This is a genomic window from Pseudomonas sp. Ost2 (genome assembly GCF_018326065.1).
GTDB classification, from domain to species: Bacteria; Pseudomonadota; Gammaproteobacteria; order Pseudomonadales; family Pseudomonadaceae; genus Aquipseudomonas; species Aquipseudomonas gingeri.
Window position 1 is genome coordinate 2,938,178 of the sequence record NZ_AP021904.1, and the last position, 26,776, is coordinate 2,964,953.

Consider the following 26,776-nt stretch of genomic DNA (forward strand, 5'->3'; position numbering starts at 1 on the left):
CGGTCAACGCTGCTCCACCCGATTGAGAAAGCGCCGCGTACGCTCGTTATCCGGTTCGACCAGGATCTGCCGTGGCGTGCCGTCGGCGACGATCCGTCCGGCTTCCATGAACAGCACGCGGTCGGCGATGTCCTGGGCGAACTTCATTTCGTGGGTCACCAGCAACATGGTCATCTGGTGTTCGTGGGCGATCGAGCGGATCACCGCCAGCACTTCGCCCACCAGTTCCGGATCAAGGGCCGAGGTCACTTCGTCAAACAGCATCACCTTCGGCCGCATCGCCAGGGCCCGGGCGATGGCTACCCGCTGCTGCTGGCCGCCGGACAACTGGGCGGGATAGGCATCGGCCTTGTGACCCAGGCCAACCATCGCCAGGTAGGCATGGGCGCGCTCCAGGGCTTCCTCGCGGCTGACCTTGAGCACCTGAAGCGGTGCTTCGGTGATGTTCTCCCGCACGGTCAGGTGCGGGAACAGATTGAACTGCTGGAACACCATGCCGACCCGATGTTCCACCGCCGGCTTTTTCGTACCGGGCCAGCGCCAGCCCGAGGCCTTGGCGGTGACGGCCACGCCGTCGACTTCGACACGTCCCTGCTGGTAGGGCTCCAGGCCCTTGATCAGGCGCAGGACAGTGGATTTGCCCGAGCCGCTGGGACCGATCAGCGCGACTTTCTGGCCTTGGGGAATGCTCAGGTCAAGGTGGTCGATCACCCGCGTCGCACCAAAATGCTTGACCACCTGAGTGAGACGGATCTGCGCCGGCGCGGTGCTCGGGAGGTGTGCGATATCAGACATGGCTGCGCCTTTCCAGGTACTTGAACAGCAGGGAAGTCGGAACGCTGATGATCAGGAACAGCACAGCCATCAGCGTGTAGGGTTCGGTGTAGCGATAGGTCATCCCGGCCACTTGCTTGGCGGCCTGGAACAGTTCCGGAATGGTGATCACCGCCAGCAGCGGGGTTTCCTTGAACATGCCGATCAGGTAGTTACCCAGCACCGGTAACATCGGTTTCAGGGCCTGGGGCAGGATGATCCGGCGCCAGGTGGTGGTCGTGTCGAAGTCCAGCGCACGGGCGGCTTCCCACTGGCCCGCCGGCACGCCGTCGATGGCGCCGCGATAGGCCTCGGCGATGTAGGCGCTGTAGTAGAGCCCGAGGCCGATCACCCCGGTGGAAATCGCCGGCAGGGTAATGCCCGCCGAAGGCAGGGCGAAAAACAGCACATAGAGCTGGACCATCAGCGGCGTGTTGCGAAAGAAGCTCAGGTAGCCCTGGCAGAAACGCCTCGGCGCGGCGAAGGGCGAGCGCTGGGCAATCGCCAGGATCAGTCCGAGCAGCACCGCCAGGAGAAAACCCAGCACCACCACCTGCACGGTGACCAGCAGGCCGCGCAGGAGGTCGGGCAGGATCGACCAGGCAAACTCGATATCGAATTCCATGTTGTTCCCGCGTTAGCTATTTCGAGAGCCGGCGCCAGGCCGAGCTGTGTTGTTCGTAGCGCCGCACCAGCCAGGTCAGTGGCCAGGCCATGACGAAATAGCAGACCAGCACGATGCTCCAGATCAGCGTCTGCTGGCCCAGGGTGGTGACCAACTGGTTGCCGGCAAAGGTCAGGTCGCTGAGGGTGATCAGCGACACCAGCGAAGTGGTCTTCATCAGCTCCACCAACTGGTTGCCCAGTGGCGGCAACATGAACGGCAGGGCCTGGGGCAGGATGATCCGGCGCAAGGCGGCGAGCGGGCCGAAATCCAGTGCCCGCAAGGCATCGCGTTGCCCGGCGCTGACATTGACCAGCGCCGCCCGGACGATCTCCGAACCGTAGGCCGAGAAGGTCAGGCCGAGGCCGATCACCCCGGTGGTCATCGGCGACAGGCTGATGCCGAACAGCGGCAGGATAAAGAACAGGTAGAACAGCAGCACCAGTGCCGAGATGCCGCGCAGCAATTCGACATAGGCGGTGGCGAACCAGCGCAGGGCGCGCCAGGGTGACAGGCGCATCAGCGCGATCACCAGGGACAGCACCAGCACCAGCACTTCGGCGAGGAAGGTGATCTGCAGGGTCACCCACGCGCCATGGGCCAGCTGGCGCGCGATGAACAGGGCCGTATCCACGGCCGGGGTATCGATTGGCATGGCCTGTACTCGTGTGGGTTTGAGGCCGTTTCAGCGAAAGCGTGGGCAGGGCTTACTGGCTGCAACGTTGCGCGGCGGTGACGTCCGCGTCGGGCAGTTCGTTTTCGGTGTAGTCGTATTTCTGCAGGATCTTCAGCAGCTCGCCGGAAGCCCGCAATTTGGCCAGTTGGTCATTGAACGCCTGGGCGAAGGCCGGATCGTTTTTCGGCAGGCCATAGGCCTGGTAGTTCCAGCTCGGCTTGCCCTGGGCATCCGGTATCTGGGCGAAGGGCAGGGCGCGTTCGATGGCCGGGTTGGCGGCTTTCTTCAGCAGGCCGATGATCTCGGCATCGGGGAAATACACCACGTCGATGCGTCCGGCTTCCAGGGCCGACAGGGCCTCGGTGTCCTTGTCGAACAGCACCACGTTGGCCGTGGCGATGCCGCTGTCCTTGGCTTCCTGGACCTGGTTGGTGCCGGCCTGGGTGGCCAGGCGTGCCTTGCCATTGCTGGCCACGTCCTTGAGGCTGTGCAGGTTCAGCGGGTTGCCGGCCTTGACGATAAAGGCGCCACCGGAGCGGGTGATCGGGTTGGAGAAACCGATGACCTTGCAGCGGTTGGTATTGATGAACAGGCCTTCGCCGATCAGGTCGAAACGCTTGGCGGTGACACCGGGCACCAGCGAGCCGAAGTCGGTGATCGGGGTCTCCAGCTTGTGGATGCCCAGGGGTTCGAGAATCGCCTTGAGCACATCGACATAGGCACCGGTGACCTTGCCGTCGGTGCCGATGTAGGCGTACGGCTGTTCATTGGCGATCCCGGCGCTGAGGCCCTCGGTACGGCCTTTTTCCAGCAGGCCGGCGGCCATGGCGCTGGAGGACAGGGCGACGTTCAACAAGGCGGCAGAGCACAGCACGGCCGGAAGCGACAGCGATTTGAGGACGTTCATCAAGTAAGCCTGGTATCAAAGAGGGTATGAGGTCGGCGGCTGCATCGGGGGTGACGCAAGCGCGCACGACAGGCGCGATCCCGACGGGGAGCCTGCCTGCCATGGCGTGTCTGGAATGTGGTTATAACTTTATCGTTGCGAATAGAAAGTTATAAATACCATTAAGTCATATGTATATATTTTTTGCGGGGCGCGGATTCAGTCCGGGGCGCCGAAATCCAGCAGCACTTTCATCGCCTGGCTCTTGTCCGTCGCCCGCTCGAACGCCTCGATGGCCCGTGCGAAATTCAACCTGATGACCGAATCGTTTTTCTGATTCTCTTAAAGCTAATTGACTGCTTTAAACCAACTGGTCATATTGGTTCCGAGATTTCCTCCTGCTCTCGTTCGGAACCCCGCCATGACTTCTGCGTCTGTTGGAACACCCGGCTATTCCTCCCTGTTCTGGTTGGCGCTTGGCACCTTTGCCATCGGCACCGAAGGCTTCATGATCGCCGGGTTGCTGCCAGGCATCGCCAGTGATGTTTCGGTGAGTATCGAGCAGGCCGGGCAACTGGTGACCTTCTTTGCCCTGGCCTATGCCATCAGTTCGCCGATACTGACTACGCTGACCGGTCACTTTGACAAGCGAAAAGTGCTGATCTGCTCGATGCTGGCGTTTGTCTTTGCCAATCTCCTGGCCTTCGAGGCCCAGGGTTACTGGACGCTGTTGGGGGCACGGCTGCTGCTGGCCTTCGCCGCCGGGTTGTATGCGCCGAATGCCAATGCCCTGGCGGCCGCGCTGGTGCCGCCGGAAAAACGCGGTTCGGCGCTCGCGGTGGTCAACGGCGGGACCACCCTGGCCCTGGTGATCGGCGTGCCGCTGGGCGCCCTGATCGGCAACCAGCTGGGCTGGCGCATGACCTTTGCCGGCGTCGCGGTCCTGGCGGTGATCGCACTCGGCGGCTTGCTGCTGGGGCTGCACCAGCATGTCGGGCGGGGCATGCCCACCGCCAGCCTCGCGGAACGCATCGCCGTGGCGAAGGATCCGGCAGTGTTGCGCATCATCCTGGTCACCACCTTGTGGACCACCGGCGCGTTCTGCAACTACACCTACCTGGCGTCCTACCTGACCAGGACCACCGGGATTTCCGGTTCGAGCATCAGCGAGGTGCTGTTTGTCTGGGGGATCTCGGCGGCCATCGGCATGTTCGGTGGCGGCTACCTGACCGATCGGCTGGGGCATCGCAAGGTCGGTGTGGCGGCCTTGCTGGTCCTGGTCGCCAGCTTCGCGAGCCTGTCGCTGATCGCCCATTGGCTGCCACCGGGCGAGGCCCTGGTGCCGGTGTTGCTGGTGCTCATGTGCTGGGGACTGGCCGGCTGGGCGTTCTTCCCGTCGCAGCTTTCGCGCCTGGTGGAGGCGGCTGGTCCGCGGGTGGCGCCGGTGGCGCTGTCGCTGAATGCTTCGTTTCTCAACCTGGGGATCTCCCTGGGGGCCGCGCTGGGTTCCTTTACCCTGGTGACCGGGACCTCGGCTGACCTGGGCTGGGTGGCGGCCTGTTGCGAAGTGGTGGCGGTCAGCCTGCTGCTGTATGTCGTGCGGCGGCCGCTGGTGCGTCCAGCCACTGCCTGAAGCGAAGTTGCTCGCGGAGCAGCAACACAATCGACTGCGCGGGGCCTGGGTCGGGGCCTGAATACCTTCAGATCCATCCATCCGGGAGCGGTCGCGTGTCTGTCCGTGTCAGGAGATCGAGGTGCTGCCGGGGTGACTGAACTGCGGTTGCGGCACGGGGCGTGTGCGCAGTGGGGGAGCGCTGCGTTTGGCCGCGGCGGATTTTTCCGCGCCGAAGAGGGCGCCGATGGCCTGGCGGGCACGTGACAGGCGACTCATCACCGTGCCGATGGGCAGGTCGAGAATCTCCGCGGCTTCCTTGTAGCTGAAGCGTTCCACGCCCACCAGCAGCATCACTTCACGCTGGGTGTCGGGCAACTGCTCGACTGCCGTGAGGATCTGATGGTGCAGCAGATCGGTTTCCGGCGTCTGTGCGTTCGGGTCGCTGACGGTCTCGAGAAGTTCGTCGTTCCAGTCCTGGCGCGAGCGGCTGCGCACATTGCGTGAACGCAGCTCGTTGATCCAGGTGGAATGGACAATGGAAAACATCCAGCTCAACACCGAAGTATCCGGCTGCAACTGATGGGCTCGCTCCAGGGCGCGCACGCAGGCCAGTTGCACGAGGTCCTCGGCGTCGTGCCTGTCGCCCGAAATCCGCAGCGCAAATGCCCACAGGCGCGGTAGCAGCCCAGGAAGCAGTGCGGGTAAATCTGCACCGGTGATCGACATATTCCCTCTTTTTATTAACATGCCAGCCTGAAATACAGCGTCGAGTTGCGAGGTCATCCCGTGACCGGTGCCAATCCCTGGGATGTATTACGTACTTCATATTCCGTTGTAGCAGAATGGATACAATGGCGCAGACAAGTATTGTGCCACTCGAGTCGATAAAAACCTACGGTGATACTGCACTGAAAAAAAGACTTATAATGTATCTGAATTGATTTCGGTATTGCTTCAGCATCAGTATGTTATGGCTGTTTTAATGAATGCGATAATGTCAATATAGTGGCAGCTTTTCTACCCGCTCAAGTCGCCCCTCTGGCCCACAAGGCCTGTTCCCCAAAGTGCACAATGAATCTTTAAAGGAGACTCGATTCCATGGTGGTGGATGATGCCCTGCTGATGGCCTACGTTGACGGTGAGTTGTCACCGCAGCAGTGCCAGGAACTGGAGCGTCTCATGGACGCATCGCCGGACCTGGCCGAGCGCGTCTCGCACTTGATGGCTTCCTGCCTCCCCTACGATCAGGCCTTTGCTCGTCAAAGCCTGCCGCCGGTGCCCGAGAGTCTCGTGCACAAGATCGAAGCGTTGACCGGACAGCGTGCCGCTGCTGGTGCGGCGAATCCGTCCCAGGCATTCAAGGCTCAGCCGGTGCCTGGAGCAGACAGTTTTTTTACCCGTGTGTTCGGTCAGGGTCGACCCAGGTTTGCCTGGATGATAACAACATTTGCCGCGGGCGCAGTGTGTTATGGCCTGGTTGCAGAGAGTGGAATTGTCACCGTCTTGTTACATGGCGAAACCGAGTTGCGTGGCCCAACAGTTGTACAGGCATCTCCCTGGGTTCGGCAGGCGGCCAATTATCAGCAGTTGTATACCCGCGATACGGTGAGTTACATCACGCCGGATTCGGAAGTGGTGAAAAAGACCCTCGCCGATATACGTTCGGAAGATGGCCTGTCGTTGCGTATTCCCGACTTGACATCCGTCGGCCTGACGTTCAAAAGAGTGCAGCGCCTGCGTTTCAATGACAAAGCGCTGATCCAGTTGGTCTACCTGCCCGCAAACGGGGCACCCGTCGCCCTGTGCGTGATGAAGGAACTGATGCCCGATCAATCGACTGCGCAACAGCAGGTGTCGGGGATGAACGTTGTGACCTGGCGACAGTCCGAGTTGGGCTACGCGCTGATCGGCGAGCCCAAGGGCGTGGACTTGAATGCCGTTGCGCGGCTGGTCGCCAACCGTAGCACCGGTCAGTTGTTCGCCGGATCCCCCGCGCCGCTATGGATCGCCGCTCTCCAGCAATAATCAGGCGGGAGCGGGCAGGCATTGCGAAACCGATGCCTCGTCATTCCGGGTAGGCTCAATGAATTACCACCACCGCTGGCGTATCGCTCCCCTTGTCGTCGCAATCGTTTGCGTCGGCACCTTGCTCTTTCAAGCCCGTGACTTCGCCTCTACCGCGTCATCCTCCTCGGCGCCGCCGACGGCTGCGCAAATGGTTGACGAGTTCGAGGCGTCCGCCGGCCCGCATCCGGGATTTCGCCGCAACCACGCCAAGGGCACCTGCATCAGTGGTTACTTCCAGGGCAATGGCAATGTCAGCGAGTTATCGCTGGCCAGCGCCTTCAGGCCGGGCGTGGTGCCGGTGATCGGCCGTCTGTCGATCGCTGGGGGTAACCCGACGCTGAACGATGCGCGGGGCGATGTACGTAGCCTGTCCTTGAGCCTGCAGACCGAGAACGGGGAACTCTGGCGCCTGGCGATGAACTCGACGCCAGTGTTTCCGGTACGCACGCCCCGGGCCCTGTTCGAACAGATGCAGGCCTTCATGCCGGACAAGTCCACGGGCCATGCCGATCCGCAAAAGGTCGAGGCGTTCCGCCAGGCGCATCCGGAAGACCGGGCCTTTGCCCGCTGGCTGGTGAACCACCCGCCGTCCTCGGGGTTTGATAACAGCACCTTCTATAGCGTCAATGCCTTTCATTTCATCGACCGCCACCAGCAGGTTCGCGCGGTGCGCTGGGCCATGGTCCCGGAGTCGACCTACCAGCCCGTCAGTGCCGAGCAGGCCGGCGGCGGCGACCCCGATTTTCTTTCCTACGGCCTGTCTACCCGGCTGGCCCAGGGGCCGGTGCGCTGGCACCTAATCGTCACCCTGGCCGAGCCGGGCGATCCGACCGACGATGCCACCCGCCAGTGGCCGGCCCGGCGCACGCATATCGAAGCGGGCGTGCTGGTGATCGACAAGGTCGAGTCCCAGGTCGACGGTACCTGTCGCGACGTCGATTTCAACCCGCTGATGCTGCCGCCCGGCATCGAGCCGTCCAACGATCCGCTGCTGCTGGCGCGGGGCGCGGCCTATGCCGAGTCCCATCGGCGGCGTCTGCTGGAAGGCGGGCGTGTTCCCGCCACTTCCGATCCCGCCGGCGCCCGTGCGGTAGAGCATTGCGAGAACTGCGCGGTAAATATCTACGGCTCTGCGGAGTAAAGTTCGAAGGTCGATGGTTCTCTGCATCGACCTTATTGTGGGAGGCAAGCCCGCTCCTACAGGGGCAGGTGGTGCATCGATAACCCAGGTGCCGCAGGGAAGAGGGGGGTAGTCGACAATTCAGCTGCCGCCTTCGGTACGGCCGCTGCTGACTTCCGCCGGCACATCGTCGCCGGCCATGCGCTTGCGGAACAGTCCGGTACGGGCCAGCAGCAAGGTGGTCACCGGCACCGTGATCGACAGCAGGATCGGGATCAACCAGGCGTGGATCACCGGTTCCGACTTGAGCGCCGAAAAGTACAGGATCGAGGCCAGGGCCACGCACCAGGCGCCGATGGTCGAGGCCAGGGCCGGTGGATGCATGCGCTGGAAGAAGTCCTTCATGCGCAGCAGGCCGATGGCCCCGCACAGGGCAAACAGGCTGCTGAGCACCAGCAGCACGGCCACCGGAATCTCGATCCACAGGGACAATTCGTTCATTCGATCACCTCGCCGCGCAGGAGGAATTTGGCCAGGGCAAAGGAGCCGACAAAGCCGAACAGGGCAATCAGCAGCGCCGCTTCGAAGTAGGTGTCACTGGCATAGCGGATGCCCAGCACCAGCATCATCAGCATGGCGATGAGGTACAGGTAGTCGAGGGCCAGGACCCGGTCTTGCGCCGAGGGCCCCTTGAACAGCCGGACCACGGTCAGGACCAGGGCCACGCTGAAGATGAACAGGCTGAACAGGATCGCGTTGGCGAGCAAGTCACTCATTCGAAGATCTCCATCAGGGGGCGTTCGTAGGTGGCCTTGAAGTGCCGGATAAACGCCGTCTCTTCGTCCAGGTCGAACACATGCAGCAGCAGGACGCTGCGGTCCAGCGCCAGTTCGGACCACACCGTGCCGGGAATCACCGTGCAGATCATCGACAGCGCGGCCAGGCCGTTGGCATCGCGCAGGTCCAGCGGCACCTTGATGAAGGCCGAGCGTGGCGGACGCCGTCCGGCATTCAGCACGCCCCAGCCGACGGCCAGGTTGGAGGCGATCACATCGACTCCCACCCGCAGGAACAGGCGCAGGATCACCCAGGGCCGGCGAATACGGATCGGCAGCGGTCGCAGCGGTGCCATCATCAGTGGCGCACAGAAGCCCAGGGCGGCGCCGAGCAGCAGGTTGCCGGGGCTGATCGACAGGTTCAGCACCAGCCACAGCAGCCACAGCGCCAGGGACAGCCAGGGCGCGGGGAACAGGCGTTTCATGGCTGCACCTCCAGCGCCGCGGCCTGGCTTTGCGGACTGGGCACCGCACGGGTTGCCAGTACCGCCATGACATACTGCTCGGGGTTGTTCAGGCTGTCGGCGGCGGCCTGGGTGTAGCGCAGCAGGGATTCAGCCTTGACCGTCAGCAGGATGCACAGGCCGAGCAGGGCGACGATGGGCAGGCACTCGAAGCGTCGCAGCGTCGGCGACGGACGATCCGCCGGGGTCCAGAAACGTTGCACGCCCATGCGCGAGAAGGCCACCAGCGAGGCCAGGCCGGACAACACCAGCAGCGCCAGCAGGCCCCAGGCCGCCGGCGAGATCGGCGCCTCATGACCCAGGCCCAGCGGGTTGAGCAGGGCGCTGAGCAGGCTCAGCTTGGCGATGAAGCCGGACAGCGGCGGCATGCCGATGATCAGCAGCGCGCAGGCGATGAAACTCAAGCCGAGAAAGGCCATGGTCCACGGAATCACCTGGCCGACCACCACATTCTGTTCGTCGTCGAGGTTGGTGCCGGGGCGTGGATGCAGGGACTCCAGTGGCCGCGGCAGCGGGTCGATATCCTCGTCCAGCGGTAGCTCGTTGGCCGAACGCGAGCGCTCGATCAGTTCGGCCAGGAGGAACAGCGCGCTCAGCGCCAGGGTCGAGCTGACCAGGTAGAACAGCGCGCCCGCGGTCAGGCTCGGCTGGGCGAAACCGACCGCCGACAGCAGGATTCCCGCCGATACCAGGATGCTCAGGCTGGCCATGCGTTCCAGGCGCTGGGCGGCGAGGATCGCCACGGCGGCGCAGGCGATGGTCGCCATGCCTCCGTAGATCAGCCAGTCGCCGCCGAAATACGCCGAAGCCCCGGCCTGGCCGGAGAACAGCAGGGTCCACAGGCGCAGCAGGGTATAGACGCCAACCTTGGTCATGATCGCGAACATCGCCGCCACTGGCGCGCTGGCCGAGGAATAGGCCGGCACCAGCCAGAAGTTCAGCGGCCACATTCCGGCCTTGGCCAGGAACGCCACGGCAAGAATCGCCGCGCCGGCATGCAGCAGGCCGCGATCGGCTTCCGGCACCAGCGGGATCTTCAGGGCCAGGTCGGCCATGTTCAGGGTGCCGGTGACGCCATAGACCATCGCCGCGCCGATCAGGAACAGCGACGAGGCCAGCAGGTTGATCGCGATGTAGTGCAGGCCCGAGGACACCCGTGCCCGGCCGGAACCGTGCAGGATCAGGCCATAGGAAGCCGCCAGCAGCACTTCGAAGAACACGAACAGGTTGAACAGGTCGGCGGTCAGGAAGGCGCCGTAGAGGCCCATCAGCTGGATCTGGAACAGCGCGTGGAAGCTGGCGCCGGCGCGGTCCCAGCGGGCCATGGCGAACAGCAGGGCGCTGACGCCGATAATCCCGGTGAGCACCAGCATCAATGCTGACAGGCGGTCGGCCACCAGCACGATGCCGAACGGTGCCTGCCAGTTGCCCGGCAGGTACACGCCGATGGAGGCCGGCTCCGGGGTTTGCTGTGCGCCGATCAGCAACAGCACGGAAATACCCAGGCCGAGCAGGCTCGACACCAGGTTGATGCGGGCCTTGAGCGGGCGGTGTTTCTCGCCGAGCATCAACATCACGGCTGCCGTCAGCAGCGGCAGCAGGATGGGGGCGACGATCAGGTGCGGCATCAGGTTCATTCCTTGGGCTCCCGGCCGTCGACATGGTCGGTACCGGTCAAACCGCGCGAGGCCAGCAGCACCACGAGGAACAGCGCGGTCATGGCGAAGCTGATGACAATCGCCGTCAGCACCAGGGCCTGGGGCAGCGGGTCGGTGTAGTTGAGCAGGTCCTGGGGCACGCCGTCCTTGATGATCGGCTCCTTGCCGATAAACAGGCTGCCCATGCTGAAGATGAACAGGTTGACCCCATAGGACAGCAGGCACAGGCCCATCACCACCTGGAAGGTCCGTGGCCGCAGGATCAGCCAGACACCGGAGGCGGCGAGCACGCCGATGGCAATTGCAATGACTTCTTCCATCAGGCGGCTCCTGGCGTGGGTTGCGGCTGTGGCCTGGCGTGCGGCAGGGCCAGCTGGCTTGGCCGATGGGCGCGGACCGACTGGTGCGCCAGGGCCGTGAGGATCAGCAGGGTCGAACCGACCACCACCGCGTACACGCCGATATCGAAGAACAGCGCGCTGGCGACATGGATATCGCCCAGCAGCGGCAGGTGCAGGTGCGCGGTGTGGGTGGTCAGGAACGGATAACCGAAAGCCATGGCCCCAAGCCCCGTGACCGTGGCGAACAGCAACCCGGTGCCCATCCAGCGCAGCGGTCGCAGGCTCATCTGGGCCTCGACCCACTGGGTGCCGGCGACCATGTATTGCAGGATGAACGCCACCGACATCACCAGGCCGGCGACAAAGCCGCCGCCGGGCTGGTTATGGCCGCGCATGAACAGGTACATCGAGACCATGAAGGCGATCGGCAGCAACAGCCGCACCAGGACCGCCGGAACCATCATGAAGCCCAGCGCGGTGTCGCTGGCGCTGCGCGGGTTGACCAGGTCGGTGACCACGTCGCTGGCCAGTTGGCGCTGCTGGTTGGGCAACTGCAGGCTTTCCTTGGGTGGGCGGAAGCGACGCAGCAGGGCGAAGATCGCCAGCGCCGTGGCCACCAGCACGGTGATTTCGCCGAGGGTGTCGAAGCCGCGGAAGTCCACCAGCATCACGTTCACCACGTTGCTGCCGCCACCTTCGGGCAGGGCGCGGCTGAGGTAGAACGAGGAAATGTCGTTGGGCGTCTGGCGCGTCAGCATGGCGTAGGACAGCAATGCCATGCCGCCACCGACCAGGACCGACAGCAACAGGTCGCGCAGGCGGCGGATGCGTGCCTTGCGCAGGCTGTTGGGCAGCGGCGAGACCTCTTCGATCCGCCGGGGCAGCCAGCGCAGGCCGAGCAGGATCAGCACGGTGGTCACCACTTCGACCACCAGTTGTGTCAGGGCCAGGTCCGGCGCGGAGAACCAGACGAAGGTGATGCAGGTCATCAGGCCGCAGACGCTGACCATGGTCAGGGCCGCCAGCCGGTGGTACTTGGCTTGCCAGGCGGCGCCCAGGGCGCAGGCGATCGCCAGCAGCCAGAGAGTGACGAAGACGATGGAGCCGGGGATCTTCGGCCGGTCGCCCCAGCTCAGGCTGCTGTGCAGCATCGGAATCATCCCGGCCACCACGGCCGCCAGCACCAGCAGGAACAGCTGCGGTTGCAGGCGCTGGGTGCTGATGCGGCGCTCCAGGCGCCGGGCACAACGCATCATGATCACCAGGCTGCGTTCGAACAGGCGCTTGCCGTTGAAACGGCCGATCAGCGGCGGGCGACTGAAGCGGCCGCGCTTGAGCTGGTTGCGCAGCAGCAGGTAGAGCAGCACGCCGCCGGACATGGCGATCAGGCTCATGATCATCGGCGCGTTGAGGCCGTGCCAGATCGCCAGGCTGTACTCCGGCAGGGTTCCGCCCACCACCGGCAGGGCGGCGCTGGCGAGGATCGAGCCGACCACCTGGGCAGGGAAGATCCCCACCAGCAGGCAGGTAAACACCAGCAGCTCCACCGGCGCGCGCATCCAGCGCGGCGGTTCGTGGGGCGTGTGGGGCAGGTCGGTGGCCGGCGGACCGAAGAACACATCGACGGTGAAGCGCAGGGAGTAGGCGACGCTGAAGGTCCCGGCGATGGTGGCGATGATCGGCAGGGCCATCTCGACCCAGGCGGTGGAGTTGATGAACACGGTTTCGGCGAAGAACATTTCCTTGGACAGGAAACCGTTGAGCAGCGGTACACCAGCCATCGAGGCGCTGGCGACCATCGCCAGGGTAGCGGTGAACGGGATCAGCCTGATCAGGCCGCTGAGCTTGCGGATATCGCGGGTGCCACTTTCATGGTCGATGATGCCGGCGGCCATGAACAGCGAGGCCTTGAAGGTCGCGTGGTTGAGGATATGGAACACCGCGGCGACGGCGGCCAGGGGGCTGTTCAGGCCTAGCAGCAGGGTGATCAGGCCCAGGTGGCTGATGGTCGAATAGGCCAGCAGGCCCTTGAGGTCGTTCTGGAACATGGCGCAGTAGGCGCCGAGCAACAGGGTCGCGGCACCGGCGCCGCCGACGATCCAGAACCACTCTTCGCTGCCGGACAGCGACGGCCACAGCCGGGCCAGGAGAAACACCCCGGCCTTGACCATGGTCGCCGAGTGCAGGTACGCCGAAACCGGGGTGGGTGCCGCCATGGCATGGGGCAGCCAGAAGTGGAAGGGGAACTGCGCGCTCTTGCTCAGGGCGCCGATCAGGATCAGGGGCAGCAGGATCGGGTACAGGGTGTGGGCACGGATCAGGTCGCCCGCTGCCAGCACGGCGTCCAGATCATAGCTGCCGACCACATGGCCGAGGATCAGTACCCCCGCCAGCAGGCACAAGCCGCCGGCACCGGTGACCGTCAGCGCCATGTAGGCGCCGCGGCGGGCGTCGGAGCGGTGGTGCCAGTAGCCGATCAGCAGGAACGAGAACAGGCTGGTCAGTTCCCAGAAAAACACGATCTGGATCAGGTTGCCCGAGAGCACCAGGCCGAGCATCGCGCCCATGAACGCCAGGAAAAACGCGAAGAAGCGCGGCACCGGGTCTTCCGGCGACATGTAGTAGCGGGCGTACAGCGACACCAGCGTGCCGATGCCCAGCACCAGCATGGAGAACAGCCAGGCGAAACCGTCCAGGCGCAGGACCAGGTTCAGGCCCAGGCTGGGCAGCCAGGTGACGGTCTCGTGGATCACGCCGCCATGGGCGATCTGCGGGTAGTACAAGGCCATCTGAATCGTGCCGACCAGGGCAACCACACCGGCCAGGATCGATTCACTGTTGCGTGCGTTATGCGGCAGCAAGGCCGCCAGACAGCTGCCGACAAAAGGCAGAAGCAGTAGAACTATCAGGGACATAGGCTTCTAATCTGCAGGAGTTTGCGAAGGATCATACGTGGCTGGCTCCGGATCACCAACCCACAAGCTGTCGCAGAATCCTACAAGGTAGGCGGTAAATGCCTGATATGCATGGTCGAAATCACTTACATGCAACTGATCGTTCCCACGCGCTGCGGGGGAATGCAGCCTGTGACGCTCTGCGTCACCTCAAGGGCGGACGCGGAGCGTCCAGTGAGGCATTCCCACGCCAACGCCTCGACGTGGGAACGATCAAACACTAGGGGTTGTTCGAGTCCAGCGCCTCGCTCTCGACCTCGTCCTCGGCTGGCTCGGCCGCTTTGCCCTTGGTCTTCAGCTCGCTGACAATCACCGCTGCGACGATCAGGGCCGCCCCGACCAGCGCCAGCCCCGGCAGGCGCTCGCCCGCCAGGCGCCCGGCGATCCCGGCCCAGACCGGCTCGCCGGCATAGATCAAGGTCGCGCGGGTCGGCGAAACACTCTTCTGTGCCCAGTTCATCGCCACCTGGATCGCCGCGCTGGCCGCGCCCAGGCCGACCGCGCTGACCAGCAGCAGCCAGGAAAACTGCGGCAACTGCTCCTGGGTCGGGACGATCATCAGGAACGCCAGCACCGAGGCGGTGCCCAGTTGCACCACGGTGACGCGACGCACATCGACCTTGCCCGCATAGTTGCTGATCAGGATGATCTCGGCGGCAATGGCGATGGCGCTGATGATGGTGGCGATTTCCCCCGGGCTGAACTTCAGCTGGGCGCCGTTCGGCCCGGACAGCAACATCAGCCCGGTAAAGGCCAGCATGATGCCGATGCTCGGCATCAGCCCCGGTCGCTTGCCCAGCACCAGCCATTGCAGCAGCGGCACGAAAGGCACGTAGAGCGCGGTGATAAACGCCGACTGGCTGCTGGGAATGCTCTGCAGGCCCACGGTTTGCAAGCCATAGCCGAGCATGATCGCGGTGCCGATAAAGATCCCGGCCTTCATCTCGAAAGCGGTCATGCCCCGCAGGCTGCGCGCCGAAAACAGGGCGACGATGCAGGCCGCCGCGGCAAACCGCAGGCCGACGAAAAACATCGGCCCGCTGACGGTCATGGCGTTCTGTACCAGGAGGAAAGTGCCGCCCCAGATCATGGTGATCAGGATCAGCACGCACTCGGCTTTGCTGAACCGCAGGGTCGAAGGTAACAAGCTGTTGGATTTCACCGGAGTCATGGCCTTGCGCGCTACCTGGGTGAGACGCACAATGCGCCGGAGCTGGGCAGTATACTGCGCAAACCCACTAAGTGAGCAATATAGTGCACAAAGAAACTTCGCAACGCGCCTCGGTCCTGCAGCACGTCAGTCAGAATGTGCGACGCCTGCGGCATGAGGCCCAGTTGAGCCAGACCGCGCTGTCGGAGAAATCCGGGGTCAGCCGGCGGATGCTGGTGGCCATCGAGGCCGGGGAAAAGAACGTCAGCCTGACCACCCTCGACCGGGTGGCCGAAGCCCTCGACGTGGCCTTCAGCGACCTGATCCAGGCCCCGGAGGCCCGTGACCCGAGCCGCATCAACGAACTGGCGTGGGCCGGACTGATTCCCGGGAGCAAGGCGGTACTGCTGGCGAAGGCGGTGGCCAGTCGCGAGGTGGAACTCTGGGAGTGGCGCCTGGAACCGGGCGAACGCTACCACTCCGAGCCCGACGGCGATGGTTGGAGCGAGCAACTGTACGTTTTCGAGGGATGCCTGACACTGTTGCTCGGCGAACAGGAGCAGCAGATCCATGCCGGCGAGTTCTTCATGTTCGCCAGCAACCAACCCCATGGCTATCGCAACGATAGCGAGGTGGCAGCGCGGTTTGTGCGCAATGTGGTGATCTAGACCGCGGGTGCTGTTGGCCCAGCAACAGTTGATGGACAGTTTGCTGTTTTTTGCTTGTAGTGGTTTCTAGGTTTTAATTGTAACTAGCTGATTTTTATTGATTATTTGTTATGGCATGGCTCCTGCTATGTCCTGTGCATGCGTTTTTCGCACTCACCAGGACTCTGGAGTCGGTCTATGACAACTGCCGCCAAACCCACCTACACCGCCCATGTCATCCGTTCGGATGAAGAGGCGATTGCCGCCGCCAGGACCCTCGCCGCGCGTTTCGCCGTCGAGGCGGGCGTACGCGACCGTGAACGACGCCTGCCCGCTGCCGAACTCGATGAATTCGCCGCCAGCGGCCTGTGGGCCATCACCGTGCCCAAGGCCTACGGTGGTGCCGGGGTGTCCTATGTAACGGTGGCCGAAGTGATCAAGATCATTTCGGCAGCCGACTCGTCCCTCGGCCAGATCCCGCAGAACCACCTCGGCGTACTCGACATCCTGTTGCAGACCGCCAGCGAGGAGCAGAAGCGTCACTACTTCGCCAAGGTGCTGGAGGGCTACCGCTTCGGCAATGCCTTCTCCGAAGCCAAGAGCAAGAATGCCGGGACCTTCGATACCCGTATCCGCTTCGAGGGCGACACGGCCTATATCGATGGCGAGAAGTTCTACTGCACCGGCGCCTTGTTCGCCCATATCGTCCCGGTGGTCGGTCTGGACGAAGCGGGCAACGCACAGATCGCCTTTGTCGAACGCAATGCCCCGGGCCTGACCATCGTCGACAACTGGGACGGTTTCGGCCAACGCACCACCGCCAGCGGCAATGCCTTGTTCGTCAACGTCAGGGTGCCGCGCAGCAGCGTCATCCCGGCCCATCAGGCCTTTGACCAGCCGACCGCCAACGGCCCGATCTCGCAGATCATCCAGGCCGCCGTCGACACCGGCATCGCCCTCGGTGCCCTCGAAGAAACCAAGCGTCACGCCCGCCAGGCCCGGCCCTGGATCGACAGCCAGCAGGAGCATGGCTGGCAGGATCCGTTCAGCCTCGCGGCCATCGGCGACCTGGAATGGCGGGTGCACGGCACCGAAGCGATCCTGGAAAAGGCCGGGCGGGCGGTGGACCACGCGCTCGCACAGCCGAGTGCGGACAGTGTGGCGCAGGCTTCCGTGGTGGTGGCCCAGGCCAAGGTGCTCTCGGCCGAAACCGCCTTGCTCGCCAGCAGCAAGCTGTTCGAACTGGCCGGGACCCGCTCGGTGCTCGGCAAGCACAACCTCGATCGCCACTGGCGCAACGCCCGGACCCACACCCTGCATGATCCGGCGCGCTGGAAATACCACCTGATCGGCAACTACCTGCTCAACGGCGTCAAGCCGGCCCGGCATGCCTGGAACTAGGAGTTCGTGATGAACGCATTGAATCATTCGATTGCCCATGATGCATCGCTGACCCGTGCCGGCGATGACCTGCTGGCGGCCCGCGCCGGGCTCGAGCGTACCCTCGCCGCCGTGCGTGCCCAGCCGCGGCAGGCACAAGACCCGCAGGTGATCGGCCAGTTCGGCGACCTGCAGATTCGCATCGAGGTGGCCACCGCGCTGATCGAGCGCGCCGAGCGCTTTGCCGTCGGCCCGCAGGACGACGCCGAGAAGATCATTGCCGCCACCGAAGCGGCGATTGCCAGTGCCGATGCCCTGCAGCAGGTCGGCAATGTCGAATGGGCGCTGACCGGGCAGCGGGCGCAACTGACGCCCGGCCATGATCCGCTGCAAGACCCCCTGCATCTGAAATACACGCTGATTGGCAACTTCCGCCTCAACGGCGTGGTGCCTGACCGTTCCAGGAGTGCTGTCGATGTCCCGTGAAATCCGTCTCAATGCCTTCGACATGAACTGCGTGGGGCACCAGTCCCCGGGGTTGTGGGCCCATCCACGGGATCGCTCCTGGCAGTACAAGGACCTGGAGTACTGGACCGACCTGGCGAAAATCCTCGAGCGCGGCAAGTTCGACGGCCTGTTCATTGCCGATGTGCTGGGTATCTACGACGTCTACAACGGCAACGGTGACGCGGCGATCCGCCAGGCGGCGCAGGTGCCGGTCAACGACCCGCTGCAACTGATCCCGCCGATGGCGCTGGTGACCGAGCACCTGGGGTTCGGCCTGACCGCTTCGTTGTCGTTCGAGCATCCGTATCCGTTCGCCCGTCGCCTGTCGACCCTCGACCACCTGACCAAGGGCCGTGCCGGCTGGAATATCGTCACCTCCTACCTGGAGAGCGGGGCGAAGAACCTCGGCCAGCGCGCCCAGACCGAACATGACGCGCGTTATGACTACGCCGAAGAGTACCTGGAGGTCTGCTACAAGCTCTGGGAAGGCAGTTGGGAAGACGGCGCGATCCTGCGCGATCGCGAGCGCAAGCTGTTCAGCGATCCGAGCAAGATCCACGAGATCCAGCACTTGGGCAAACACTTCCAGGTGCCCGGCATTCACCTGTGCGAGCCGTCGCCGCAGCGTACACCGGTGCTCTACCAGGCCGGTGCGTCGAGCCGGGGCAAGCAGTTCGCCGCCGAGCATGCCGAATGCGTGTTCGTCGCCGCGCCGTCCAAGGTGCTGCTGAAGAAGGTCGTGGCCGATATCCGTCGGCGCGCGGCCGAGGCGGGCCGGGATCCCCACAGCATCCTGATTTTCAACCTGCAGACCGTGATCCTCGGCGAAACCGACGCCAAGGCCAAGGCCAAGTTCGAGGAATACAAATCCTACGTCAGTTACGAGGGCGCCATGGCGCTGATCTCCGGCTGGACCGGGATCGACTTCAGCCAGTTCAAGCCGGACGAACCGCTGCGGCATGTGCACACCAACGCCATCCAGTCGGCGGTGGAGACCTTTTCCACGGCGGACCCGAATCGGATCTGGACCCCCAACGAACTGGCCGACTGGGTCGGCATCGGCGGTTTCGGCCCGCTGTTTGTCGGCAGCCCGGAAACTGTCGCCGACCTGTTGCAGGAGTGGGTCGAGGACACCGATGTCGACGGCTTCAACCTGGCTTATGCACTGACCCACGAGACCTTTGTCGACGCGGTCGAGCTGCTGGTGCCGGAGTTGCAGAAGCGCGGTGTGTACAAGACCGAGTACGCCCCGGGCACCTTGCGCGAGAAGCTGTTCGGCGCCGGGCCGAAGCTGGCGGATATCCATCCGGGAGCGGGGTACCGGGATCTGGCGGCGCTGCGGGAGAAAGGCTTGCGTTCGGCCTGATGGCGAGGGCGAGCGGGCGGGCCCTTTCGCGGGCAAGCCCGCTCCCACGGGGATCGAGTTGGCCGTGGTTTCAGAGTGGGGCGCCTTCGCGGGTGAGTGGGGCGCTACCTGGCCCGATCACAGGGCCTTCCTGGGGAACTGAGAACCCGTGGGAGCGGGCTTGCCCGCGAATAGGCCGGCAAGCGCACTGACAACTTTACAGATGTATCCATATCCGCCAGCGGACCACCGCACGCCAAACGACTGAACGAGGTGAGCCCATGAGCGTGCACGAACTGAAGCGTCCGCCGCTTATCCATCCGCCCCACGGCGAAACGGTCCCGATCTTTCCCGGTGCGCTTGAGCAATTGCGCCACTGGGCCCAGGTCAGTCCGTTGCAGGGCGCCTTGCGCCACAAGCGCCACGGGCAATGGCACAGCTGGCGCTGGATCGATGCCTTGCGCGAGGTCGAGCGCCTGGCCGATGGTCTGCGCCAGCAGGATTTCACGGCTGATTCGCGCCTGGCGGTCAGCAGTGCGCTGGAGCCCAACCTGTTGTTGCTGGCGCTGGCAGCCCATTCCATCGGCGGTCAGGTGCTGGCCCTCGCTCCGGAACTGGGCGCCGAAGCCCTCGGCCAGGCGTTCTGGCGCCTGCAACCGAGCCACGGGTTTGTCGACAGCCGCCAGCAACTGCTCGACTGGCTGGCTGTCGGCGATTCCGGCGCTGCTCCAGGGGTGCTGATCGGCAATCAGTTGCCGGGGCGCCTGCCGGGTTCGCCACGGCAAACCGTACTGGCCTTCGCCACGCTGTCGGGCGACAGCCAGGAGCCCCGCCCACTGGTGCTGTGGCGCACAGCAGGCACCCAACCGCAGCTGTGGAGCGAGGAGGACACCCGCTGGCAGAGCGGCCTGAGCGTGCTGCTGGAGCAATGGCTGAACACCGGTCACAGCCTGGCTTTTCCGGAAAGCCGCGACAGCGCCAGCCGTGATCGGCGCGAAGTGGCTCCCTCCGGCCTGTTGCTGTCGGCCGAGCGCTTGCAGGCCCTGGCGGACGAGATCGAACAACGCCTGGCTCCCCGGGACAGTTGGCGTCGACGCCTGTGCGAGTGGGCGCTGGCCCATCCCGAGCGGCTCGTGGCCCGTCTGTTCAAGCAGCGGGTGCGGCGCCTGCTGGGCTTCCAGCGGTTGCAATACATCTGGCAACCGTCGAGCCCGTCACAGGTGCCGGCGACCTTCAATCAATGGCGGGTGGATGCCCCCGGACGGAAAAGCGCATGAGTGTGGTTGAGCCGATTCTGCAGGTGCGTGGTGTGTCGCTGTCGTTCAAGGGGGTCAAGGCCATCAATGAACTGTCGTTCGACGTGCGTCGCGGTGAGATCTGCGCCCTGATCGGGCCCAACGGGGCGGGCAAGAGTTCGTTGCTCAACCTGTTGAACGGGGTCTATCGCTTCGACAGTGGCGAGATCGTCTTCGAGCAGCGCCGTTTGCGTCGTATCGATCCCCTGGACGCGGCCCGCCAGGGCATTGGTCGGACCTTCCAGAACAACGCGCTGTTCAAGAAGATGAGCGTGATCGACAACCTGCTGACCGGGCTGTCGCGGCATATGCGCAGCCATTTTCTCGAACAGGCCCTGGGACTGCCCCGCGCCCGCCGCGAGGCCGAGGCCTTTCGCCGCAAGGCCCAGCACATTCTCCAACTGCTTGAATTGCAGGCCCTGCGCGATGTGCCGGTGGGCACCTTGTCCTACGGCCTGCAAAAACGCGTGGAACTGGGCCGGGCGCTGATCGCCGGGCCCACGCTGTTGCTGCTGGACGAGCCCATGGCCGGCATGAACGCCGAAGAAAAACAGGAAATGGCGCGGTTTATCGCCGACGTCAATCGCGACCTCGGCACCACCGTGGTGCTGATCGAACATGACATGGGGGTGGTGATGGGCTTGTCCGATCATGTGGTGGTGCTCGATTACGGGCGCAAGGTCGGCGACGGGACGCCGGCTGAAGTGCAGGGTAATCCCGAGGTGATCGCGGCCTACCTGGGAGCGGTGCACTGATGGGCTTTTTCCTCGAAACCCTGATCGGCGGGCTGCTCGCCGGCACCCTCTATTCGCTGGTCGCCATCGGCTTCGTGCTGATCTACAAGGCCAGCGGCGTGTTCAATTTCGCCCAGGGCTCGATGCTGCTGTTCGCCGCGCTGACCTTTGTCAGCCTGCACGATCAGGGCGTGCCCTTTGCCCTGGCATTGCTGCTGGCGGTGGGGGTGATGGTGATCGGCGCGCTGCTGATCGAGCGCCTGGTGCTGCGGCCGCTGGTCAACCGTTCGCAGATCACCCTGTTCATGGCGACCCTCGGCCTGTCGTTCATTATCGAAGGCCTGGCCCAGGGGCTGATGGGCTCGCAGGTCCGCGCGCTGGACCTGGGCATCGACGACGTGCCGCTGTTTATCCACGGGATGATGCTCAGCCAGTTCGACCTGATTGCCGCCGCCACCGCCGTGGTGCTGGTGGTGGTCCTGGCGCTGCTGTTCAACAAGACCCGCATCGGCGTGTCGCTGCGGGCGGTGGCCGATGACACCACGGCGGCGTTGTCCATCGGCATCAACCTCAATCGCATCTGGCAGATCGTCTGGGCTGTGGCCGGCTGCGTCGGCCTGGTGGCGGGACTGCTCTGGGGTGCACGGCAAGGGGTGCAGTTTTCCCTGTCGCTGGTGGTGCTCAAGGCCTTGCCGGTGCTGATCATCGGCGGCTTCACCTCGATTGGCGGGGCGATTGTCGGCGGGTTGATCGTCGGTGCCGCCGAGAACCTCGCCGAGGTCTATATCGGCCCGCTGATCGGCGGCGGCATCACTCCCTGGTTCGCCTATGTCCTGGCGTTGGCCTTCCTGTATATCCGCCCGGCCGGCCTGTTCGGCGAGCGGGCCATCGAGCGAGTCTGAAGCATGTCTGTTCCTGTGATGAATGAAACGGCGCCCTGGGTGCTGATCGAACGGCGCCTGCCGTGGTCGCTGCTCGGCCTGCTGGTGCTGGCCTTCGGCGTGGTGCCGCTGGTGGGCAACGATTATTGGCTCAGCGCAATCCTGATCCCGTTCCTGGTGCTGTCCCTGGCCGGCCTCGGGCTCAACCTGCTGACCGGCTACACCGGGCAGACCTCGGTCGGCGCGGCCGGCTTCATGGCGGTGGGGGCCTTTGCCACCTACGGCTTGCTGCTACGCCTGCCGGAACTGGGCCTGCCGCTGGCTCTGCTTGGCGGTGGCATCATCAGCGGCCTGGTGGGCCTGCTGTTCGGCCTGCCCAGTTCGCGGATCAAGGGCTTCTACCTGATGGTCACCACCCTGGCCGCGCAGTTCTTCCTGGAGTGGCTGTTCGTCAAGTTTCCCTGGTTCTACAACTACGGATCGTCCGGGACCATTTCCGCGCCGAGCCTGTCGCTGTTCGGGCATGACCTGAACACGCCGCTGGGGCGCTACCTGCTGACCCTGGTCACGGTGCTGTTGCTGACCTGGGTCGCGCGCAACCTGGTGAACAGCCAGACCGGGCGCAACTGGATGGCGATCCGCGACATGGATACCGCCGCCGCGGTGATCGGTATTCCGGTGGCCCGCTACAAGCGCCTGGCCTTTGCCATCAGTTCGTTCTACCTGGGCATCGCCGGGGCGCTGTGGGCATTCGCCTACCTGGGCACGGCGAGCGCCGGCAGCTTCGATATCAACCGCTCGTTCCAGATCCTCTTCATCATCATTATCGGCGGCATGGGCAGCATCGCCGGCAACTTCGTCGGCGCGGCCTTTATCTGCCTGTTGCCGATCCTGCTCAGCCACCTCGGCCAAGCCCTGCTGGGCGGTGCGGTGGATGCCGGGCAGTTGCAGAACCTGCAGAAAATCATCTTCGGCGTGCTGATCATCCTGTTCCTGATCAAGGAACCGGAGGGACTGATCCGCCTGCTGGGCAATACCCGCGACCGCCTGCGGCACTGGCCGTTGCGCTTCTGACTTCCCGACTTCCCATCCCTGGAGAACGATTCCACCATGCGTGCACTTTTCAAACGTTCACTGACCGTCGCGGCCCTGGCCCTGACGGTGCTCGGCAGTACCGCGTCGATGGTCCAGGCCTCGCCCGACCAGCAGTTCTTTCCCCTGGCCACCTACCGGATCGGCGCCTACGCCTCCAGCGGCGTGCAGGTGTGGGCCGGGATGATCGACTACCTCAACTACATCAACGAAGTTGAAGGCGGCATCAACGGCGTCAAGCTGGTGTGGCAGGAGTGCGAGACCGAATGGACGGCGGAGAAGGGCATCGAGTGCTACGAGCGCTTCAAGAACGGCCTCGATGGCGCGCCGGTGGCGGTCTACCAGCCTAACGGCGCGCCGGCGGCCTATGCCCTGAGCGAACGCGCGGAAGTCGACAAGATCCCGCTGATCACCCTGGGCTACGGACGCACCGAGGCCACCGACGGCAAGGTGTTCCCCTACAACTTCCCGGTGATGCTGACCTTCTACAGCGAAGCCTCGACCCTGGTGAACTACATCGCCCAGCGCGAAGGCGGCTTCGACAAGCTCAAGGGCAAGAAGATCGCCACCGTCTACCACGACTCGGCCTATGGCCGCGAAACCCTCGGCCCGCTGAAACTGCTGGCGGAAAAATACGGCTTCGAGAATATCCAGATTCCGGTAGCCGACCCGGGCAACGAACAGTCGGCACAATGGCGGCAGATTCGCCAGCTCAACCCGGACTGGGTGTTCCTGCGTACCTGGGGCGTGTCGACGCCGGTCGCGGTCAAGACCGCTGCGCGCTTCGGCTTCCCGGTGGACCATATCGTCGGCGATATCTGGGCCAGCTCCAGCGAAGACGTCCTGCCGGCGGGCGCCGCGGCCAAGGGCTACCTGGCGTTGACACCGTATCCGGCGGGCGCTGATTTCGAGATCCACAAGCGCCTCAAGCAGTACATCCTCGACAAGGGCAAGAGCGACCTCAAGGACCTGAACAACTTCGGCAGCGTCTACTACAACTCCGGGCTGGTGAACGCGGCGATTGCCGTGGAGGCGATTCGTACCGGCCAGGGCAAGTTCGGCAAGCGGCCGCTGCATGGCGAGGAAGGGCGCTGGGGCCTGGAGCACCTGGATATCGACGATGCGCGACTCAAGGCCATGGGCTTCTACGGCCTGATGCAGAACCTGAAACTGTCCTGCAGCGACCATGAAGGCGGCGGCTCGGCGCGGGTCCAGCAGTGGGACGGCGCGCACTGGAGCCTGGTCAGCGACTGGATCGCGGCGGACCGGGCGCTGTTGCGGCCGTTGATCGACGAGAAATCGGCGGCTTTCGCGGCAGAAAAACACCTGACCCCGCGCACCTGCGCGGCAGGCGAATAAGCCATGGGCCAGCCGGCGGTCGAGGCGGGCGCTGCGCCGCTGTTGCAGGTGACGGACATCGAGGTGATCTACGACCGGACGATCCTCGCGGTGTCCGGCGTCTCTCTGAGCGTGCCCAAGGGCGGCATCGTCGCCTTGCTCGGGGCCAACGGCGCCGGCAAAAGCACGACACTCAAGGCCATCTCCGGGCTGGTGCGGGCCGAGCGGGCGCAGGTCACGCGCGGCAGCATCCACTTCCAGGGGAGGGATAGCCTGGCGGTCGACCCCAGCCAGCGCGTGCGTGACGGCCTGGTACATGTACTGGAAGGTCGCCATGTGTTCGGCCAACTGACGGTGGAGGACAACCTGCGCAGCGGCGGTTTTGTCCGCGGCCTCGGGCGGCGGCAGATGCAGGAGGACCTGGAGCGGGTGTATGCCTGGTTCCCGCGCCTGAAAACCAAGCGCAAGACCCAGGCCGGGCTGACCTCCGGCGGCGAGCAGCAGATGGTCGCCATCGGCCGGGCGCTGATGACCCGGCCTGCTTTGGTCTTGCTCGACGAACCTTCCATGGGCCTGGCGCCTATTATCGTCCAGGAAATCTACGAAATCGTCGCCCAGCTCAATCGCGAACAGCAGGTCAGCTTCCTGATTGCCGAACAAAACATTAACGTAGCGTTGAAGTATGCGACCCAGGCCCATGTGCTCGACACCGGCCGGGTGGTGCTCAGCGGTACGGCGGATGAATTGCTGGCCCGGGGCGACCTGCACGATTTCTACCTGGGCAAGCACTGAACAAGAGAGCGAATGATGAGTGAAACCCTGAGCGGACAGGCGACACACGCCATCCCGGCGGCCGATGTGTTGATTGTCGGTGGTGGCCTGAGCGGTGCGATGCTGGCGGTGCAGTTGCTGCGCCTGCCGGGCCGGCGGCGGATCCTGATCGTCGAGCCGCGTGCCGAGTTGGGGCGGGGTGAGGCCTACAGCGCCACGGAACTGGGCCATACGCTGAACGGCAATGCGGCGCGGATGAGCGTCGACCCGGACAATCCCGATGACCTGACCCAGTGGTTGCAGGCCCATATCGCCGCCGGAGGCTGGCCCGAGTCGGACCGGCAGCATGTGCCGGTCAGCGAGCTGTTTCCGCCTCGCGGGCTTTTTGGCGTGTACGTGCAGCAGCGTCTGGCCGAAGCCCGGGAGCAGGGCGCGACCCGGGGTTCGACGGCCGAGCATGTGCACGGCGAGGTGGTTGATCTGCAAAGCGACAGCGACGGCGTACGCCTGACCCTCGCCGACGGCCAGCAACTGCAAGGCACCCGTGCCGTGCTGGCCACCGGCATGTTCCCGGCGGCGCGCACCCGCCAGAAGCAATCCAGTGGCTTGAACGCGGCGGCGGTGGACCCCTGGGATGTGGCGACCATGTCGCGGATTGATCCGCAAGGCACGGTGCTGATCATCGGTTCCGGCCTGACCATGGTCGATGCCGTGGTGTCCCTGGAACAGGCCGGGCATCGCGGACCGATCCGGGTCATTTCCCGGCACGGACTGCTGCCCCATGTCCGTCGCCAGCCACCGGCCTGGGTGGACTTCCTCGCCGCGGATCATAGTATCCGCAGCCCCCGGCAATTGCTGCGCGAGGTGCGTCGCCAATGCGCCTTGGCGGTGGAGGCCGGGATCGACTGGCAGGCGCCGCTGGACACCGTGCGGGCGCACATCGGTCGGTTGTGGAGCCAGGCCAGCGATGTCCAGCGCCGACAGTTCGTCCGTCACGTCCGTCCGTGGTGGGAGAGCCATCACCACCGTTCGCCGCCCCTGAGCGCCGAACTGGTGGAGCGCCTGCACAGGGAAGGGCGACTGACCATCGAGGCCGCCTCCCTCAAGGGCCTGGGCGAGCCACGGGACGGCCAGGTGAGTATCTCCATCCGGCCCCGGGGCGAGTCGCAGACGCTGACGATCAGCGGCGCGGCCTTGATCAACTCCACGGGCATTGAATATGACTGGCGCCGGGTGGATCGCCCGTTGCCCCAGCAACTGCTGGCACGCGGATTGATCCGCCCGGGGCCGTTGGCCTTGGGCATCGCGGCTGATCCGGGCGGCGCGGTGGTGGATGCCGGGGGCGATACGTCCACGCGTTTGTTTGCCATGGGGCCGCCGCTGCGGGGCCAGTGGTGGGAGAGCACGGCGGTCACCGATGTGGCGAGCCAGGCCAAGGCATTGGCGGCGCGCCTGGCGCACCTGGAGGTTGCGCAGAAAGACCTGGGCTGACCTAAAAATTATTAGAATTCAGGGGGTTGCCAGTGTCATTCAACTAGGACA

General features: G+C 64.5%; 25 protein-coding genes and 1 pseudogene. 14 read left to right on the forward strand and 12 right to left on the reverse strand.

Features of this window, described 5'->3' with window-relative positions:
• Positions 1 to 3: 3 nt before the first annotated feature.
• From KI243_RS12880 to ehuB, 4 genes are read right to left on the reverse strand one after another with little or no spacing between them, the layout of a single operon-like run.
• Positions 4 to 795 carry an amino acid ABC transporter ATP-binding protein gene (locus tag KI243_RS12880; RefSeq protein WP_103033123.1) on the reverse strand — a complete coding sequence of 264 codons (792 nt, stop codon included), beginning with the start codon at positions 793 to 795 and terminating at the stop codon, positions 4 to 6.
• The gene (ehuD, locus tag KI243_RS12885) at positions 788 to 1,438 is read right to left on the reverse strand and encodes an ectoine/hydroxyectoine ABC transporter permease subunit EhuD (protein WP_017129095.1); all 651 of its coding nucleotides are present in this window, start codon (positions 1,436 to 1,438) and stop codon (positions 788 to 790) included. Before ehuD ends, KI243_RS12880 begins: the two co-directional genes overlap by 8 nt.
• Before the next feature lie 16 nt (positions 1,439 to 1,454).
• Positions 1,455 to 2,132 carry an ectoine/hydroxyectoine ABC transporter permease subunit EhuC gene (gene ehuC / locus KI243_RS12890; RefSeq protein WP_103033124.1) on the reverse strand — a complete coding sequence of 226 codons (678 nt, stop codon included), beginning with the start codon at positions 2,130 to 2,132 and terminating at the stop codon, positions 1,455 to 1,457.
• Positions 2,133 to 2,184: 52 nt separating this feature from the next.
• On the reverse strand, positions 2,185 to 3,060 hold the full coding sequence (gene ehuB / locus KI243_RS12895) for an ectoine/hydroxyectoine ABC transporter substrate-binding protein EhuB (protein WP_017129098.1): 876 nt from the start codon (positions 3,058 to 3,060) through the stop codon (positions 2,185 to 2,187).
• 400 nt (positions 3,061 to 3,460) lie between these two features.
• Between ehuB and KI243_RS12900 the strand changes: the two genes are divergently transcribed.
• Complete coding sequence (locus KI243_RS12900; protein ID WP_177086079.1) at positions 3,461 to 4,672, forward strand: MFS transporter; 1,212 nt, start codon at positions 3,461 to 3,463, stop codon at positions 4,670 to 4,672.
• 108 nt (positions 4,673 to 4,780) lie between these two features.
• On the opposite strand, the gene KI243_RS12905 is transcribed toward KI243_RS12900, so the two are convergent.
• The gene (locus KI243_RS12905; protein ID WP_017129101.1) at positions 4,781 to 5,380 is read right to left on the reverse strand and encodes an RNA polymerase sigma factor; all 600 of its coding nucleotides are present in this window, start codon (positions 5,378 to 5,380) and stop codon (positions 4,781 to 4,783) included.
• 372 nt (positions 5,381 to 5,752) lie between these two features.
• On the opposite strand from KI243_RS12905, the gene KI243_RS12910 reads away from it, so the two are divergent.
• Complete coding sequence (locus KI243_RS12910) at positions 5,753 to 6,679, forward strand: hypothetical protein (RefSeq protein ID WP_017129102.1); 927 nt, start codon at positions 5,753 to 5,755, stop codon at positions 6,677 to 6,679.
• Between the two features lie 190 nt (positions 6,680 to 6,869).
• Positions 6,870 to 7,862 (forward strand): catalase family peroxidase, encoded by a 993-nt coding sequence (locus tag KI243_RS12915; protein ID WP_244861853.1) that lies wholly within the window; start codon positions 6,870 to 6,872, stop codon positions 7,860 to 7,862.
• 120 nt (positions 7,863 to 7,982) lie between these two features.
• On the opposite strand, the gene KI243_RS12920 is transcribed toward KI243_RS12915, so the two are convergent.
• The 7 genes and pseudogenes from KI243_RS12920 to KI243_RS12950 all read right to left on the reverse strand — a co-directional run bounded on the left by KI243_RS12920 (position 7,983) and on the right by KI243_RS12950 (position 15,354).
• A complete protein-coding gene (locus KI243_RS12920) occupies positions 7,983 to 8,342 on the reverse strand; it encodes a Na+/H+ antiporter subunit G (protein ID WP_177086074.1) in 360 nt (119 codons plus the stop codon).
• Positions 8,339 to 8,617, reverse strand: a complete 279-nt coding sequence (locus KI243_RS12925) for a K+/H+ antiporter subunit F (RefSeq protein WP_017129105.1) — start codon at positions 8,615 to 8,617, stop codon at positions 8,339 to 8,341. Before KI243_RS12925 ends, KI243_RS12920 begins: the two co-directional genes overlap by 4 nt.
• Entirely contained in the window at positions 8,614 to 9,102 is a 489-nt protein-coding gene (locus KI243_RS12930; RefSeq protein WP_017129106.1) for a Na+/H+ antiporter subunit E, read from the reverse strand. Before KI243_RS12930 ends, KI243_RS12925 begins: the two co-directional genes overlap by 4 nt.
• Entirely contained in the window at positions 9,099 to 10,778 is a 1,680-nt protein-coding gene (locus KI243_RS12935) for a monovalent cation/H+ antiporter subunit D (protein WP_212810911.1), read from the reverse strand. Before KI243_RS12935 ends, KI243_RS12930 begins: the two co-directional genes overlap by 4 nt.
• The gene (locus KI243_RS12940; protein ID WP_003192163.1) at positions 10,775 to 11,119 is read right to left on the reverse strand and encodes a Na+/H+ antiporter subunit C; all 345 of its coding nucleotides are present in this window, start codon (positions 11,117 to 11,119) and stop codon (positions 10,775 to 10,777) included. Before KI243_RS12940 ends, KI243_RS12935 begins: the two co-directional genes overlap by 4 nt.
• Positions 11,119 to 14,055, reverse strand: a complete 2,937-nt coding sequence (locus tag KI243_RS12945) for a monovalent cation/H+ antiporter subunit A (RefSeq protein ID WP_017129108.1) — start codon at positions 14,053 to 14,055, stop codon at positions 11,119 to 11,121. The genes KI243_RS12940 and KI243_RS12945 overlap by 1 nt, the downstream gene beginning before the upstream one ends.
• 259 nt (positions 14,056 to 14,314) lie before the next feature.
• A pseudogene (locus tag KI243_RS12950) lies at positions 14,315 to 15,354 on the reverse strand (DMT family transporter).
• Between KI243_RS12950 and KI243_RS12955 the strand changes: the two are divergent.
• From KI243_RS12955 to KI243_RS13005, 11 genes are all read left to right on the forward strand, one after another.
• Complete coding sequence (locus tag KI243_RS12955) at positions 15,349 to 15,912, forward strand: XRE family transcriptional regulator (RefSeq protein WP_017129110.1); 564 nt, start codon at positions 15,349 to 15,351, stop codon at positions 15,910 to 15,912. The pseudogene KI243_RS12950 and the gene KI243_RS12955 sit on opposite strands and share 6 nt — an antisense overlap.
• Positions 15,913 to 16,089: 177 nt before the next feature.
• Complete coding sequence (locus KI243_RS12960) at positions 16,090 to 17,292, forward strand: SfnB family sulfur acquisition oxidoreductase (RefSeq protein WP_177086064.1); 1,203 nt, start codon at positions 16,090 to 16,092, stop codon at positions 17,290 to 17,292.
• Positions 17,293 to 17,301: 9 nt separating this feature from the next.
• On the forward strand, positions 17,302 to 17,757 hold the full coding sequence (locus tag KI243_RS12965) for a hypothetical protein (RefSeq protein ID WP_017129112.1): 456 nt from the start codon (positions 17,302 to 17,304) through the stop codon (positions 17,755 to 17,757).
• Positions 17,747 to 19,144 (forward strand): LLM class flavin-dependent oxidoreductase, encoded by a 1,398-nt coding sequence (locus KI243_RS12970; protein ID WP_177086060.1) that lies wholly within the window; start codon positions 17,747 to 17,749, stop codon positions 19,142 to 19,144. The genes KI243_RS12965 and KI243_RS12970 overlap by 11 nt, the downstream gene beginning before the upstream one ends.
• A gap of 260 nt (positions 19,145 to 19,404) precedes the next feature.
• Complete coding sequence (locus KI243_RS12975; protein ID WP_212810912.1) at positions 19,405 to 20,400, forward strand: acyl-CoA synthetase; 996 nt, start codon at positions 19,405 to 19,407, stop codon at positions 20,398 to 20,400.
• Complete coding sequence (locus KI243_RS12980; RefSeq protein WP_017129114.1) at positions 20,397 to 21,173, forward strand: ABC transporter ATP-binding protein; 777 nt, start codon at positions 20,397 to 20,399, stop codon at positions 21,171 to 21,173. The genes KI243_RS12975 and KI243_RS12980 overlap by 4 nt, the downstream gene beginning before the upstream one ends.
• Complete coding sequence (locus KI243_RS12985; protein ID WP_017129115.1) at positions 21,173 to 22,054, forward strand: branched-chain amino acid ABC transporter permease; 882 nt, start codon at positions 21,173 to 21,175, stop codon at positions 22,052 to 22,054. Before KI243_RS12980 ends, KI243_RS12985 begins: the two co-directional genes overlap by 1 nt.
• 3 nt (positions 22,055 to 22,057) lie before the next feature.
• A complete protein-coding gene (locus tag KI243_RS12990; RefSeq protein ID WP_103033126.1) occupies positions 22,058 to 23,107 on the forward strand; it encodes a branched-chain amino acid ABC transporter permease in 1,050 nt (349 codons plus the stop codon).
• Positions 23,108 to 23,143: 36 nt separating this feature from the next.
• A complete protein-coding gene (locus KI243_RS12995; protein ID WP_212810913.1) occupies positions 23,144 to 24,484 on the forward strand; it encodes an ABC transporter substrate-binding protein in 1,341 nt (446 codons plus the stop codon).
• Positions 24,485 to 24,487: 3 nt separating this feature from the next.
• The gene (locus KI243_RS13000; protein WP_017129119.1) at positions 24,488 to 25,255 is read left to right on the forward strand and encodes an ABC transporter ATP-binding protein; all 768 of its coding nucleotides are present in this window, start codon (positions 24,488 to 24,490) and stop codon (positions 25,253 to 25,255) included.
• Between the two features lie 15 nt (positions 25,256 to 25,270).
• Entirely contained in the window at positions 25,271 to 26,725 is a 1,455-nt protein-coding gene (locus tag KI243_RS13005; protein ID WP_212810914.1) for an FAD/NAD(P)-binding protein, read from the forward strand.
• The last annotated feature ends 51 nt before the right edge of the window (positions 26,726 to 26,776 follow it).

Excerpts from the sequence above, each read along its gene's own strand:
- KI243_RS12915 (WP_244861853.1), top strand. The coding sequence starts at position 6,870 with ATGGTTGACGAGTTCGAGGCGTCCGCCGGCCCGCATCCGGGATTTCGC.
- KI243_RS12880 (WP_103033123.1), bottom strand. The coding sequence starts at position 795 with ATGTCTGATATCGCACACCTCCCGAGCACCGCGCCGGCGCAGATCCGT.
- KI243_RS12930 (WP_017129106.1), bottom strand. The coding sequence starts at position 9,102 with ATGAAACGCCTGTTCCCCGCGCCCTGGCTGTCCCTGGCGCTGTGGCTG.
- KI243_RS12910 (WP_017129102.1), top strand. The coding sequence starts at position 5,753 with ATGGTGGTGGATGATGCCCTGCTGATGGCCTACGTTGACGGTGAGTTG.
- KI243_RS12995 (WP_212810913.1), top strand. The coding sequence starts at position 23,144 with ATGCGTGCACTTTTCAAACGTTCACTGACCGTCGCGGCCCTGGCCCTG.
- KI243_RS13000 (WP_017129119.1), top strand. The coding sequence starts at position 24,488 with ATGGGCCAGCCGGCGGTCGAGGCGGGCGCTGCGCCGCTGTTGCAGGTG.
- ehuC (WP_103033124.1), bottom strand. The coding sequence starts at position 2,132 with ATGCCAATCGATACCCCGGCCGTGGATACGGCCCTGTTCATCGCGCGC.
- KI243_RS12965 (WP_017129112.1), top strand. The coding sequence starts at position 17,302 with ATGAACGCATTGAATCATTCGATTGCCCATGATGCATCGCTGACCCGT.
- ehuB (WP_017129098.1), bottom strand. The coding sequence starts at position 3,060 with ATGAACGTCCTCAAATCGCTGTCGCTTCCGGCCGTGCTGTGCTCTGCC.
- KI243_RS12980 (WP_017129114.1), top strand. The coding sequence starts at position 20,397 with ATGAGTGTGGTTGAGCCGATTCTGCAGGTGCGTGGTGTGTCGCTGTCG.
- KI243_RS12925 (WP_017129105.1), bottom strand. The coding sequence starts at position 8,617 with ATGAGTGACTTGCTCGCCAACGCGATCCTGTTCAGCCTGTTCATCTTC.
- ehuD (WP_017129095.1), bottom strand. The coding sequence starts at position 1,438 with ATGGAATTCGATATCGAGTTTGCCTGGTCGATCCTGCCCGACCTCCTG.
- KI243_RS12985 (WP_017129115.1), top strand. The coding sequence starts at position 21,173 with ATGGGCTTTTTCCTCGAAACCCTGATCGGCGGGCTGCTCGCCGGCACC.
- KI243_RS12935 (WP_212810911.1), bottom strand. The coding sequence starts at position 10,778 with ATGAACCTGATGCCGCACCTGATCGTCGCCCCCATCCTGCTGCCGCTG.
- KI243_RS12905 (WP_017129101.1), bottom strand. The coding sequence starts at position 5,380 with ATGTCGATCACCGGTGCAGATTTACCCGCACTGCTTCCTGGGCTGCTA.
- KI243_RS12960 (WP_177086064.1), top strand. The coding sequence starts at position 16,090 with ATGACAACTGCCGCCAAACCCACCTACACCGCCCATGTCATCCGTTCG.
- KI243_RS12940 (WP_003192163.1), bottom strand. The coding sequence starts at position 11,119 with ATGGAAGAAGTCATTGCAATTGCCATCGGCGTGCTCGCCGCCTCCGGT.
- KI243_RS12900 (WP_177086079.1), top strand. The coding sequence starts at position 3,461 with ATGACTTCTGCGTCTGTTGGAACACCCGGCTATTCCTCCCTGTTCTGG.
- KI243_RS13005 (WP_212810914.1), top strand. The coding sequence starts at position 25,271 with ATGAGTGAAACCCTGAGCGGACAGGCGACACACGCCATCCCGGCGGCC.
- KI243_RS12990 (WP_103033126.1), top strand. The coding sequence starts at position 22,058 with ATGTCTGTTCCTGTGATGAATGAAACGGCGCCCTGGGTGCTGATCGAA.
- KI243_RS12920 (WP_177086074.1), bottom strand. The coding sequence starts at position 8,342 with ATGAACGAATTGTCCCTGTGGATCGAGATTCCGGTGGCCGTGCTGCTG.
- KI243_RS12970 (WP_177086060.1), top strand. The coding sequence starts at position 17,747 with ATGTCCCGTGAAATCCGTCTCAATGCCTTCGACATGAACTGCGTGGGG.
- KI243_RS12945 (WP_017129108.1), bottom strand. The coding sequence starts at position 14,055 with ATGTCCCTGATAGTTCTACTGCTTCTGCCTTTTGTCGGCAGCTGTCTG.
- KI243_RS12975 (WP_212810912.1), top strand. The coding sequence starts at position 19,405 with ATGAGCGTGCACGAACTGAAGCGTCCGCCGCTTATCCATCCGCCCCAC.